General features: G+C 40.9%; 8 protein-coding genes. All 8 read left to right on the forward strand.

The window, feature by feature from the left end:
- Window positions 1-13: 13 nt before the first annotated feature.
- The 8 genes from AC04QZ_RS13720 to AC04QZ_RS13755 all read left to right on the forward strand — a co-directional run bounded on the left by AC04QZ_RS13720 (window position 14) and on the right by AC04QZ_RS13755 (window position 13,872).
- Window positions 14-3,166: a SusC/RagA family TonB-linked outer membrane protein gene (locus AC04QZ_RS13720; protein WP_478358212.1), complete on the forward strand. Its 3,153-nt coding sequence runs from the start codon at window positions 14-16 to the stop codon at window positions 3,164-3,166.
- Window positions 3,167-3,177: 11 nt separating this feature from the next.
- On the forward strand, window positions 3,178-4,701 hold the full coding sequence (locus tag AC04QZ_RS13725; RefSeq protein ID WP_478358213.1) for a RagB/SusD family nutrient uptake outer membrane protein: 1,524 nt from the start codon (window positions 3,178-3,180) through the stop codon (window positions 4,699-4,701).
- A 24-nt stretch (window positions 4,702-4,725) separates the two neighbouring features.
- A complete protein-coding gene (locus AC04QZ_RS13730; protein ID WP_086549055.1) occupies window positions 4,726-5,478 on the forward strand; it encodes a hypothetical protein in 753 nt (250 codons plus the stop codon).
- Window positions 5,479-5,506: 28 nt separating this feature from the next.
- Window positions 5,507-7,126 carry a DUF5008 domain-containing protein gene (locus AC04QZ_RS13735; RefSeq protein WP_478358214.1) on the forward strand — a complete coding sequence of 540 codons (1,620 nt, stop codon included), beginning with the start codon at window positions 5,507-5,509 and terminating at the stop codon, window positions 7,124-7,126.
- Between the two features lie 33 nt (window positions 7,127-7,159).
- Window positions 7,160-8,857 carry an alkaline phosphatase family protein gene (locus AC04QZ_RS13740; RefSeq protein WP_478358215.1) on the forward strand — a complete coding sequence of 566 codons (1,698 nt, stop codon included), beginning with the start codon at window positions 7,160-7,162 and terminating at the stop codon, window positions 8,855-8,857.
- A 30-nt stretch (window positions 8,858-8,887) separates the two neighbouring features.
- Window positions 8,888-10,333, forward strand: a complete 1,446-nt coding sequence (locus AC04QZ_RS13745) for a PA14 domain-containing protein (protein ID WP_478358216.1) — start codon at window positions 8,888-8,890, stop codon at window positions 10,331-10,333.
- 12 nt (window positions 10,334-10,345) lie between these two features.
- Window positions 10,346-11,191, forward strand: a complete 846-nt coding sequence (locus tag AC04QZ_RS13750; RefSeq protein ID WP_478358217.1) for a PKD domain-containing protein — start codon at window positions 10,346-10,348, stop codon at window positions 11,189-11,191.
- 206 nt (window positions 11,192-11,397) lie between these two features.
- Window positions 11,398-13,872 carry a glutaminase family protein gene (locus AC04QZ_RS13755; protein WP_478358218.1) on the forward strand — a complete coding sequence of 825 codons (2,475 nt, stop codon included), beginning with the start codon at window positions 11,398-11,400 and terminating at the stop codon, window positions 13,870-13,872.
- The last annotated feature ends 993 nt before the right edge of the window (window positions 13,873-14,865 follow it).

Raw genomic sequence — 14,865 nt, forward strand, 5'->3', positions numbered from 1 at the left:
ATTTAAAGCTAATATGATGAAAAGAAATATACTTTTTTATACATTACTTGTGGTGTGTATAATGCTTGGCACCAGTGCTTTTTCGCAAGAGAAATTTAACCTTGTGAATGGTACCGTTGTTGATAAAGAAACAAAACAGGGCGTTCCGGGTGTATCTATTATTTTAGAAAGCACCAATAAAGGATTAACGCAAACCAACGGCAGCGGAAAATTTTCCGTTAACGTACCCGAGGGTTCTACTTTAATATTCAAATTTATTGGTTACAATACGCAGCGTGTAAAAATTACCAATCAGAATAATATTACCGTAACCATTTCTGAAGACCGCAAAGAGCTGGATCAGATTGTTATTGTAGCTTACCAGAAAAGGTCTAAACAAACCACTACAGGATCTTCGGTTTTAATTCAGGCCAAAGAGGTTCAGGATATTCCGGTTTCTAACGTAGAGCAACTTTTACAAGGTAAAGTGCCGGGATTAAACATTCAGAACAATACCGGAGCGCCAGGTTTCAGGGGTTCGGTGCAGGTTCGTGGATTATCCAGTTTAAGTATCTCGGGCAGCGGTAACGAATCATTTTTGCAGCCAACTTCACCGCTTTATATTATTGATGGTGTGCCCTTAGATGCGGATAAAGCTGCAGAGTTTGGTTTTCAGAGCCAGGGACCGGGTGTGAGTCCGCTTTCATTAATCCCTCAGGAAGATATCGAAGACATCCAGATTTTAAAGGATGCACAGGCAACCTCTATGTATGGTTCGCGGGGTGCGTATGGTGTAATTATCATCACCACCAAAAGAGGTAACTCTAAAGTTCCGAGAATTAGGTATGTATCTAATTTCTTCGTTAAAACTCCACCAAAACTTCGCGAAACTTTAGGTGGTAATTCGGAAAGATCATTAAAAATCCAGCAGATTATTTTAAATGCTTCCAATGTGGATGATATCAGGAGGATTTCCAATACTTCATTCCTTGCCGATAGTTTAAATGCTTATTGGAACAACTCTACCGATTGGCAGGATGTATTTTTTCAAAATACCTACAACCAGAGTCATAACCTGGCTTTAGATGGCGGCGATCCTCGATTTAACTATAAAGCCAACTTAGGTTATTATACCGAAAAAGGGGTAATCAAAAACACTGGTTATAACCGTTACAACCTCAATATGAACATGGAGTTTAAACCAAACGATAAATTTAGATTTTTTGGTTTTATTAACGGTTCGGTTGGAAAGCAGAACAAAGGAAATGGCGTAGGTTTATTACAATCGGGGGTAGCTGCAAATGGTCAGGTATCTACCTTATTGCCACCACCATCTTTTTATCAGGCATCAGGAGGGGTTTTATCGGCATTACAAACATTAAACGATAACAATTCCAGAAACTTAAGAACTAACGTAGAAGCACGTTACGAGTTTATTCCAGGTTTGGCTGTATCTTCTACATTAAGTTACGATTATACTTCTGATACCGAATCTACCTTTACGCCGGCGGCCGCAAACGGGCAGTTTGCTAAAGTGTACGATTATGTAGGCAGAAATTTCCAGTTGTATAACAGAAATGGGATTACCTACGCCAAAACCTTTGGCGAAAAACACAGCCTTTTTGTAAACACCTTTAACGAAATTTACAAACAGGGCGCTCAGGCCGGTATTACCCGTCAGGAAAGAACACCTAACGATCAGTTGCAGGGGCCATTGGGTTACGATGCCTACTACTCGCGTGGTGGTGGGGTATTGTCTAACTATAAGAACGCAACCATTGCATCATTTGCAGGTTCGGTATCCTACGATTATGATAAAAAATATGTAGCCGAATTTTCTTACCGTTTAGATGGTACTTCATCCAGCGGATTGGAAAATCCATATTCTAAAAACCCTTCCATTGGTTTAAGGTGGAACTTTAATAAAGAGAACTGGCTGGCCGATATGAAATGGTTATCGTACGGTAGTTTGAGGTTAACCTGGGGACAAAATATTGTGCCAACAGGTAATCTCCAAAGTATTTATGGTATTTATAACCTGAACAATAACTTTAACAATAACCCAACCATTGGAATCGATTATGATATTATTCCAAATCCTAACTTAAAACCCACCACTACAAGTCAGTACAACTTAGGTTTCGATTTAGGGTTATTTAACGATAAAATCTCTGTAAACTTCGATACCTATTTTAAAAAGGTTGATAATTTATTGTTCGACAGGCTTTTATCGAATACGACCGGATTTAATAAACTGGCGAGTAACGATTTAGGTATTGCCAATTACGGATCGGAGATCATGATTACAGTGAGACCTGTTGCGAGCAAAGATTTTGATGTTTCGGTTTCTGTAAATGGTGCACTTAACCGCGATGTGCTGTTAAAACTCCCGGCAGAATATAATGGGCAGTTTATCAAATTTGATGGTTCCGGTTACCTGCAGCATAATGTTTACCGCGTAGGTAGAAACACACTATCTAACTATTTAAGAATCAATCAGGGCGTTTACCAAACCGATGCCGATGTGCCAACCGACCCTGTAACGGGTAAGCGGTATCAATCAAACGGGCAGTTTTTCTTAGGAGGTGATCCAATTATGAAAGATGTAAACGGAGATTATATTTTAGATGGCCGCGATTACGAAGTTACCGGTAATTCCCAGCCTTTAATCACAGGTGGTCTGTCAACCAATATCAGGTATAAAAAATGGGGCTTAAATGTTTATGCCACTTATACTGCCGACAGAACCATTTTAAATAATGCCCTGGCCGACAGGATAGCCATTATGCGCGATCCCTATTCATTAAAATCGGTAGTGCCATTAAACGACCTTAACATCTGGACCAAACCTGGTGATATTGCAAAATACCCATATCCGTATGATTACAAAAGGTTTGATCAGATTCAGCCATTAAGGGCCGACCAAACACTTTGGCAGGAAAGCGGAACCTATTTAAAAATAAGTAATGTAACCCTTTCTTACATGTTCGATAAAAAGTTTATCGCCCGTTTCGGAATGAGCAGTTTAAGAGTATATGCCTCTACAGATAACCTGATTACTTTTTCTAAGTACACCGGGCCAAATCCTGAAAACGTAACCACACTGGGTCGCGATATTTCTACAGGATATCCTGTTCCGCGTACTTATAACATTGGTGTACAGTTAGAACTTAATACAGGCAATTAATAGATATTATTATGAAAAAGTTTATCATTTATTCTTTGATTTTAGCAGCATCGTTTTCATTGCCTGCTTGTAAAAAGTTTCTGGATATCCAACCTTTAGATAAGTTATCAGGAAATAACTTCTTCCAATCTAAAGAAGATGTAGAAGCCAATATTTACGATTTATCGCGTATTGTTTTCGGTAAGTTTAACGAAACGCATTTTATAGGCGCAACAGGCGAATACCGCTCTGGCGAAGTATTATACGAAAGCCAGTCCGATTTAGCACCAGCCCGCGAGTTTGTCGAAATTTTAGGTAAAAACAACCTGTTAGGTTTATTATCAGGCGGTCGCCCATGGGATTTTTACAACTTCAACAGAATTACCGATTGGACCGATTATTACCGTGCGATACAAGGTGCCAACATTCTAATTGCGAAGCTGGACGAAGGTGTACCCGGACTTAGCGATGTGCAGAAAAACCAGTATAAAGCCGAAGCTGCATTTATCCGTTCGCTAAGTTACTTTATCATGGTCAGGTTATATGGCGATGTGGTGTATTATACCGATGCCTTTCACTCTACAGCTTTGCCACGCGAAAACTTTGTTTCTGTATTAAACAAATGTATAGCTGATCTTAAAACCTATAAAAATCAAATTCCATGGACCTATACCGACCCATCTTTAAAAGGAGTAAGGGCCAGCCGCGGGAGCATCATTGCCTTAATTATGGAAATGAACATGTGGAATGCGGGTTTTGATGCCAACAATTCGAAAAAATATTATCAGGAAACTGCCGATTTAGGTCGCGAAATGATTGCCAGCGGTGCATACAGGTTATTGCCGATTACAGAATGGGCCACCGTAATTAAAGGAAGATCAGATGAGAGTTTGTTCGAGTTTTACCGCAGTATAAACTACGGCGATCAAAATACCAATACTGCACCTGTGGCCGATATGTTTTTGCATTACCCATACAAAAGACCAGAATATACCCACCGGGTAAGTTTTGCTTATTTCAGAGGAGAGTACATGCAGAAAATTTTTCAGGATGGTAGCGATAAGCGAATTACCACCTGGTTTAACGAAGATATTTATGCCGATAATGGAAAATTTATGATGTTAAAATTTGCGCAGAATTCTTTCTCAACCGGTGAAGAAGATGCCAACCCTGATAACACATTCATGATTTTCAGGTATGGTGGCGAAATTTTACTGGCCGCAGAAGCACTTGCCGATTTAGGAGAAGATGCCGAAGCCACTAAGCTGGTGAATATGGTAAGAGACAGGGCGCAGGCATCAAGATATGCTGGTGGGGGTGGCTCTACCCTAAAGGATTTTATTTTTTACGAAAGATCCAGAGAATTAATTGGCGAAGGGCACCATTATTTCGATTTGGTGCGTACCAAAAGAATTTTAAGCAGCCAATGGTCGTACAACGTACTTACTTCAGATAAATTTAGCCGTGGCGCATGGACCTGGCCAATAAGTGGAAATGCTTTAAATAACAATCCATTTATGCGGTTAAACGATTATTGGGTTAATGGTGGTAATTAATTTTAAATAGAAATTATACAAGATATGAAAAAGCTAATTATTGCATGTGCAGCACTTTTACTTGTTTTAAATGCCTGTAAGCGTGATGAGTATTATATAGATGGAGGGAAGGCGAAGGCAGAATTTGATGGGAACATGATGCAGTATCTTCAGGCCAAAAAAGTGCCTTTTGATACAGTGGCCCAAATTGTAAAACTGGCTGGGATGGAACAACAGTTTAGTTCGGAGAATTTCACCTTTTTTGCTTTTGATGATGATGTAGTACGGAGAACGATCGGCAATATCCACACTAACGAAAGAGATAGAAACCCAAAGTTCGAATCGTTAAACCAATTACTTTATGAATCGGGAAGAGATACCGTAAAAACCCTCGATCAGATCAGTCCGGCCGTTTGGCGTAAATACCTGCAACGTTATATGTTTAAAGGTGTAAACATGTTAAAAGATTATCCGCAGATCGATCTGAACTTAAGAAGTATTTACCCTGGCGCCCTACACTACGATTATAACAATGATGTAGCCAACATTGGGGTCGTTTTTTACGATGCCAACGGAATTAAATACATCGGTTACAGGCAGCTTGTGCTCTCTTATATCCCCGATGTATCAAAACCGAACGATAACTGGTACCCCAATTATGTTGCATCATCTGATATTAAACCCACCAACGGAATGGTACACTCGTTAAGATACCAGGGTGCTTACCTCGGTTTCAATTTATATGAGTTTTTTAATGATGTATATAACACTGGTTTAACACCAAGTAATAATAATTAGCCTGTTATAATTTTAAAAGAATAGAATCATGAAAAAAATAAAATACATGCTAATCGTATTTTTTCTATGCTCCTTAGTTATACAGGGATGTAAGAAAGAAGAAGAATTAGGCGAAGATCCATATGCAGATGGGAAGGCTCCACTGGGTATCAGCATTAGCCAAACTTTATTACCGGTTCCGGCAGAAGGGATTGTAGGTACTACCGTAACCATACAGGCTAAAGGTTTACTGCCTTTTAAAGATAAATTAACGTTCATGTTTAACGGCGAAAAAGCAGAAGTGCTTAGCGTTACCGAATCGGCTATCGTGGTGAAGGTTCCCGATGCCGGAAGTACAGGGATCACCTCCATTGCTATTGGCGATCAGCTGATTTTAGGTCCGCAGTTTACGGTATCAGGCCTGATCAAAAACGACATCACCTTTAAGGCAACAGCCGGAACAAATGGTTATGTGAGTCAGTTTTACGAAATGATTGATGGCAGGGCACTGGTGCTTGGCAGTTTTACCAATTATGATAATAAAGGATTAATCACACCGATTAACAGAATTGCCAGGACCTCTTTAGATGGCGATTACGACCGTACTTTCAGAACAGGCAGGGGCGCAAATGGCTCGCTGTCAAGAGTAATCGAAATTGGCGGACGTTTCATCATCGCCGGTGGTTTTAGTGGCTATAACCAGCGTACAGAGCACATTAGCAATATAACCAGTTTATATCCTAATGGCGCGATTGATACCATTAAAATCCAAACCAAGCGGAAACCAACCTTAACCGATACGGTTACCCAAAAATGGTTTCCTAAATTTAATGGTGGTACCAACGAATACATTAGCCGCATTTACCCGCATCAGGGCAAAATTCTGGCAACAGGTAATTTCAGGTATTACGTAAAAAGAACTTACGATAAAGACAATTACGATTTTACCAGAGATACCGTAATTCTGGATAGTACCGAAATCCGCCAGATTTTAAGGTTCAATTTAGATGGTTCCTTAGATAAAACCTATCGTTTTAATACCGCAACCAATAAAGGTAATGTGAGTGCAAACGGCCCTATTGATACCTATATGCATACCGATGCCGCCAACCTTGAAAAGTTAATGGTATTTGGAAACTTCAGCACCTTCGATGATCAGCCTGCAGTACGTATTTTAAGGTTAAATGCCAATGGTACTAAAGATGCAAGCTTTAACCCGGGTAGTGGTGTAGATAACGCGATAACGTCACTTACCTATAATGCAACCACCAGAAAATACCTGATTACAGGCGCATTTACAAAGTACAATGGTAAACCTGTATATGGAATGGCCCTAATTAATGAAGATGGCAGTCTGGATGAATCTTTCACCGCTAAATTCTTCGAAGGCGGTTACCCTTATTTTGCCCGCCAGCTTTCAGGAGGATTAATTGTAGTAAGCGGTGGTTTTAAAAAGTACAACAACGTAACCAGAAACGGTTTTATGGTGCTTACCCCTGCAGGACTGCTGGCGCCGGGATATAATGCTACCGGACCATTCTCGGGAGGACTTTCTGATGTGATTGAAACGAAATCTGCAGACGGCAAAAAAGCACTGTTATTAATCGGAGGTTTTAACCGCTTTGATAACCAACCTTTTTATAACATCGTTAGGGTAACTATCGAATAACCAGAAGCCAATTAAATATAAATTAAGATGAGCATGACGAAAAAATATAAATTGCTGCTGGCTTTAATGGCCACCGTAATTACAACAGCCATATTTTCCTGCAATAAAGATTTCGATAGAAAACTTGTAGATAAAGACGGTACCGATACCACAAAAGTAAGATACGGAAGCCGTAAGATTTTATACCTGGTGGTTGATGGAGCAAGGGGACAATCGGTAGCGGCAGCTAATATTCCAAATATTACGGCGCTTTTACCACATTCCGTTTACAGTTGGGTGAGCTTAAATGAACCCGAAGCCACACAGAATGCCAGCAACTGGGCGAGTATGTTAACCGGAGTAAAAAAGGCGAAACACCTCGTAAACGATGATAACCTGAGCAATAACAACCTGCAGAATTACCCGGTCATCTTTAAAAGAATTAAAGAGAGCAGGCCACAGACCAAAATTGTGGCACATACCTCATCTCCGGTTTTTAAATCATTAACAACAGGTGCAGATATCAGCACTTTGGCCACTAACGATGACCAGGTTAAAGCTTCGGTAATTAACGATTTAAATACCGATACCGCTTCAGTAATTTTAGGCCACTTTACCGATGTGGATAAAGCCGGCGCACAATATGGTTACGATAATTCGTTCCCGAACTATAAATCGGCAATAGAAAAATTCGATACCGGAGTGGGCGAGATGATGGCTGCATTAAAAAAACGTCCTAATTATGTTAACGAAGATTGGCTGGTTATTATCGCCTCTAGTGATGGTGGTGCATTTACCCTTCCGCCCAATACCGACGATCAAACCATTTTTAGCAAACCGGCAAATAATGCTTTTATCATTTACTATAGCGCCAGTTATAATAAACGAATCCTGGTAAAGCCTTTTACCGGCAACAGGTATTTGGGTAAAACCGTAAAAATGACTGGTACAGCCATTAGGGCAGAAGTGGCCAGCGAAGATGCCGGCGTTTACAATATAGATGATACCACCAAAATGACCATTGAGCTTAAAGTTAAAAAGAACCGGGAGCAGATTTCGTATCCGAGTATTTTAGGTAAAAGAAACGAATGGTCTAGCGGTCACCCGAGTGTGGGTTGGGTTATTTATTTAGAAGACCGTTACTGGTATTTCGAATGGAGGGGTACAAAAGATGGCGATTACCGTCAATGCAGAGGTGCTGATATCGTTCAGGGCAGATGGGAAAATCTTTCGGTTAAATTAGAACAGCGCGGTAACCAAAGGTTTATCAGAACTTATACCAACGGAAAATTTAACAACGAGTTAGAAATCACCGGATCGGGTTCTTTAGCCAATTCGAATGCATTGAAACTGGGTTATTTAAATGGCCAGGGCCATGGAGAGCCTGATTATTACGTAACCGACATCCGTTTCTTTAAACTAGCTGTTCCGGATGGTGTAATTGAGCAATACTCTTGCGAAACATCAATCGATCAGAGCCACCCTTCATACAACTTCCTGGTTGGCTATTGGCCGGCAACTGATGGCAATGGCGATAAGATGATTGATCTTTCTTCACAGGCCCGCGATTTTAAATTGCAGGGACCATACGTTTGGGAAAATTTTAACGATTTAATCTGTCCGCCTTCAACCAGCTCCTTAGCGCTCCTGGTTCCGCAAACCACTGATATACCCGCACAAATGGTGAACTGGTTAAAAATTGCCAATAACCAGCGATGGGCGCTTGATGGCAGGGTTTGGTTAGACCAATAAACAAGAATATTGATCATTTAAATATCGAACATGAAAAAAATTATATACAGCGTATTAATGGGTTTGACAATCATGATTGTTGCCTATTCTTGTAAAGAATCTCAAATAGATGATTTGGATCTACCGCCTTCGGCAAGCAGAAGTATTACCGGCGAAGGAATTGTTGTGGGCAATGTATCAATAGATAACCAGTTTGTTAAAGTTCCCTTCAAAATTTCCCTTTCTGGAACTGCGGAAGAAGCTTTTCAGGTAGGCTTAACCCTAAATAACGATACAGTAACGCAATTAATCAATAATGGTGGTTTAACCAATGCGGTACTCATGCCTTCAGCTGCGGTAGAATATCCAAACGTAATTAATGTATCCTACGGAACAGATAATGCCGAAGGAGTAGCCATTGTTCGCCGCTCGGTATTGGAGCGTTATTTTGGTAAAAAAGTGGTTTTTGCCTTAAAACTTTCAGCACCAGGTAAAGGCAATAAAATTGCCAATGGTAAATCGAATATCCTGGTGATCATCAACACCGAAGAATTATTAAAATCTACCGACATTCATTTTTTAAGTTTTCAGGGTGGAGGGATCTATAGCGTAACTCAGGGACCTAACTATCAGGTAGGACCTGCAGGTGTTATTATCCCCCTAATTATCAGTCTCGATAATGCGCCTTCAACAGCTTTTAATGTAAAAATTAGGGATAATGTAGATACTATTGCCACCCTGGTATCAAGCGGGGTATTGCCGGCAAATGCGATTCACCTGGCGGCTAAAGATTTTACCATCGATACCTTGGTGAGATTTAATACCGGTGCAACGAATGCCACAGTGAGGTTATCTATTCCCTGGCCGGTATTCGATGCAAATATTGTAGCCAATAAAAAATTCGCCTTTGCCTTAAGCTTGAGCGATAATACCAATCATGTTATCCATCCTACAAAAGGAAAAGTAATTGTGGTGGTTGATCCAAGTGTAAACCTGGATAACAACTCGCCAATTATTGGAAATGGAACGGGTTTGATTGCCAAATATTACACCAATACACAACTGGCACCAGACGATGGGCGCGAGCCTTTTGCAACCCGGGTAGATGGTACGATCGAATTCTCGGGCGATGGCTGGCCGGATAATGTAAAAAATACTGCCGGCGCTTCTTTGAGCAGGGATAACTTCGCTACCAAATGGGTGGGCGAGTTCCTGGCACCGGTAAGGGGCGACTATATTTTCTATCAAACCCGTTGGGATGATGGATCGAGACTATTTATCAACGGAAAAGCCATTATCGACGATTATACCACACAGTGGGATAAACCAGAACGAAAAGCAACCATTCGTTTAGAACGTGGTATCAGATATAAAATTGAAGCACATCACCGCGAAAATGTTGGCGGACAACAGGCATATCTCGAATATGAAGTTCCATCAGCAGGTATAACCGGTAAACGTGCCGTACCAAGAACACAATTATTTCCAACTCCTTAAACTTGAATAGATATGAAAAGTAATATGAAAAGATTATTGGGTATATGCTCACTCTTACTACTCATTGTAATGTTAACGGTGAAATGTAAAAAAAGCGAAAACGTAGAGATTGTTCCGGAAGTAGAAGAACCAAAGCCTACAGCTGGTTTTACCTTTGTAAAACCCGACACCTTAAAATTTTTAGAGTACCAGTTTACCGGAAGTTCTACAAATTATAAAAGTTTATTGTGGCAGTTTGGCGATGACAGTACCTCTGTTGCCGTAAACCCGAAACATACTTACCGTTTCCCGGGAAAATATAAGGTAACCTTAACAACCAGAAATGGCCAGGGATATACCGCTGCCAAAGAAGTCATGCTTAATGTGGTCGATCCGACGATAAATTACTCCATTTGTGGCGAAAATTACATGAAAACCATTGGCGGTAAATTTTCAGTTAATCTGGAGGCTGGTGCAGGAGCAGATTCTGGCGAAGGCTCCAAAAAACTCGTCGATCAGGATATCAATACGAAATTCTTACAGGCCGGTTTCGATGGTACGCAAAAATGTACCTTCGAATTAAATACCCCACAGGTGGTCGGTGCTTATACGCTAACTTCGGGTAATGATGCTGCAGACCGCGATCCAAGATTCTGGATTTTGCAAGGTTCGTTAGACGGTATCCAGTATACCGATTTACATACGGTAACAGTATGCCCCTGGGAGAATACAAATGATGGTCCGAGTAGGAAACAGACTAAACTTTTCCACTTCGATAATTACATTGCTTACAAATTTTACCGTCTTTACATTAAATCGAACAGAGGAAGCCGAGTGTTTCAACTGGCCGAGTGGACCATCAACAAAAAACAACCTTAGCTTATAGGTTTTATACACAATTTGAAAGATACATGGAGCTTAAAAACTTCATGTATTTTTTTGAGGGTTGTTTTTAAGTGTCATTTAGACAATTAAAAACGGACTTCCCTTGCAAAAAGTAAATTATATTTTATACATTAGTAAAACGTTTAACTAACGCTGAATCTAACCATAATATAAATCAGATTTCAATACACACACAAATTATGAACAAAATCAACACTTTAAAATTTTTAGGCATACTGGGTTGCATGTTTGCAGGTAGCTTGCTCAAAGCACAGGAGCGAAAGGCGCCGGCTTATCCCTTAATTACGCATAATACCTATTTCAGCATTTGGTCTAACACGGATAAATTAAACGAATCTGCTACCCAACATTGGACAGGTGCCGATCATTCTCTTTTAGGAATGATTAATGTTGACGGTGGTATTTATCGCTTTTTGGGTAAAGAAACCACTACCTATAAAACGGTTGTACCTGCTTCAGATGAAAAAGCTTACGAAGTAAAATATACAGAAACCGAACCCCAGGGCGATTGGAAGGCAGCCAACTACACCGCCAGCAACTGGCAAACGGGTAATGCACCCATAGGAGACGATGCCAAAAACGTGAAAACATTATGGAAATCGCACGATATCTGGGTAAGAAGAACTTTTAATGTAGTTAACCCGGCAGCAATAAACGAGCTGTTTTTAAAGATCAATCACGATGATAATATTGAGGTTCACCTAAACGGGAAGAAAATCTACACCAAAGAAGGCTGGACCAATAATTTCCAATACATTGCGTTAAGCAACAGCGATAAAAGCGTATTAAAAGCTGGATCGAACGTAATTGCGATCCATTTAATCAATACGGCAGGTGGCCGTTTCCTTGATTTTGGTTTGGTAGACCGCTTAAAAGATAATGCCGAAAAAGTACAGGTAGCTAAGCAAAAAAGTGTTGATATTAATGCCACACAAACCATTTATAACTTTACCTGCGGTAAGATCGATTTAAAATTGACCTTTACCTCTCCCTTGTTGATGAACGATTTGGGATTATTTGCACGTCCGGTTTCTTATGTTTCCTATCAGGTAAAAGCAAACGATGGTAAAACCCACCAGGTAAAAGTATACTTAAGTGCATCGTCAAACATTGCAGTTTATCGTCCTGCGCAGGAAGTTACCGCAAGCAAATACAGCACCGCTAAATTATCGGTATTAAAAACGGGCACGGTAGAACAGCCAGTTCTTCAAAAAGCCAGTGATGACATGCGGATTGATTGGGGTTACTTTTATGTGGCTGCACCAAAAACAAGCAATGCCATCCAGTTTGTAACGGCTGAAAAAGATGCTGCCGATGCTTTTAGAAAGGGCAATTCAGCTTCAACCGCTAAACAGGGCAAAATGCTTGCATTAAATACCGTTATCCCTTTTGGAGCCGTAGGTAAAGCTGCAGTAGAAAAATATATTGAACTGGGCTATGATGAAATTTATTCTGTTCAATATTTTAACAAAAATTTAAGGCCATGGTGGAATACCTCAGGAAAAGAAACCATCGAAGCACAACTAACCGCTGCCGCAGATGAGTACAAAACGGTGATCCAGAAATGTGAGGCTTTTAACAAAAATTTATATGCTGATGCACTAAAATCAGGTGGTAAAGAATATGCCGATTTATGTGTTTTAGGTTACCGCCAGAGCATTGCAGCACATACTTTGGTAAAGAGTCCGCAAGGCGAGATTTTATGGTTATCTAAAGAAAACAACAGTGGTGGTTTCATCAATACCGTCGATGTAACTTACCCTTCGGCACCATTGTACCTGATTTATAATCCCGAATTATTACAGGGCATGTTGAACGGTATTTTCTATTTCAGCGAAAGCGGAAAATATCCACATCCCTGGGCTGCTCACGATTTAGGAACTTACCCATTGGCAAACGGGCAAACTTATGGTGAGCCGATGCCGGTTGAAGAATCGGGTAACATGATTATTTTAACGGCTGCCATTGCCAAAGCACAGGGAAATGCCGATTATGCCAAAGCACATTGGAAAACCTTAACCACCTGGGTTGATTATTTAACCAAAGAAGGTTTGGATCCAAAAACACAGTTATGTACCGATGATTTTGCTGGGCACCTGGCCCGTAATGCCAACTTATCGGTAAAAGCGATTGTAGGCATTGCCAGTTATGCGCAGATGGCACAAACCCTAGGTTATGATGATGTAGCTAAAAAATACAGGGCTATTGCCGAAAGTATGGTGCCGAAATGGATAGAAATGGCCGATGCCGGCGATCACTATGCTTTAACTTTTGATAATAAAAATACCTGGAGCCAGAAGTATAACCTGGTTTGGGATAAAGTTTTAAAGTTAAACCTGTTTCCGCAAAAGATATACGAAACCGAAACCAAATACTACCTGACTAAACAAAACAGATATGGTATTCCATTAGATAGTAGAAAAGCCTATACTAAAAACGACTGGATTCTGTGGACGGCTACTTTTGCGCCAACGCAAAGCGAATTCGAAGCCCTGGTTCATCCGGTTTACAAACATGCTATCGAAACCGAGTCGAGAGTGCCTTTGAACGATTTCTACGATTCGAACACAGGTATCCGCGATAATTTTAAAGCGCGTAGCGTAGTGGGCGGTTTTTATATGAAAATGCTTGCCGATAAATTAGCCGGTAAATAAATCTTACCCTTCAAAATTAACAATTCAAGGCCCTGTATTTAGTGGCAGGGCCTTTTTTATTCCCCTTGGTCTGTGTCCTCACAGACCAACTAGATATTCTCAAGCGGGACCTATCGGTTGGTGTCTCACCTACCGAAATGAAGGTGTGCTTATTAAAATACTTTTTATGATTAGGAAATGGATGGCCTGTAGTTCCTGGCGGGTTGCAGCCCCGCCATTCGCTGTAGCTCCGATGGAACCTGTGAAACAAGCAAGCACACTATAAAAAGCAAAAAAAACGGTGCTTAAAATCTGAGGCTGCCGCTACTGTCGGGTTTAGGCACAAAGGCTAGTGCACCATGCAACCTTAAAAATGAAATACTGTTTTGGCCACCTAGCCCTATCCCCTTGGTCTGTGTCCTCACAGACCAACTAGACATACTCAAGTAGGGCAATGTTAGCCCTATTTATCCTATCGGTTGGTGGCTCACCGACCGAAATGAAGGTGTGCTTACTGAAATACTTTTTATGATTAGGAAATGGATGGCCTGTAGTTCCTGGCGGTTTGCAGCCCCGCCATTCGCTGTAGCTCCGATGGAAGGATCGGAGGCTGCCGCTACTGTCGGGTTTAGGCACAAAGGCTGGTGCACCATGCAACCTTAAAAATGAAACACTGTTTTGGCCACCTAGCCCTATCCCCTTGGTCTGTGTCCTCACAGACCAACTAGATATACTCAAACGGGGCAATGTTAGCCCTATTTATCCTATCGGTTGGTGTCTCACCGACCGAAATGAGGAGTGCTTACTAGAATACTTTTTATGATTAGGAAATGGATGGCCCATGGTTCCTGCGGGTTTAGCCACAAAGGCTGGTGCACTCTGCAACCTTAAAAATGAAACACTGTTTTGGCTATTTAGCCCCGGTTGAAGCGTTACCCTGCAGCAACGAGGAACGAGGCAGCGAAGCGTAAAAGCGTAAAACGGGAAGAAACTTAGTGTTTTGTACTGGCCTTG

The sequence above is a fragment of the Pedobacter folensis genome, from assembly GCF_056490665.1.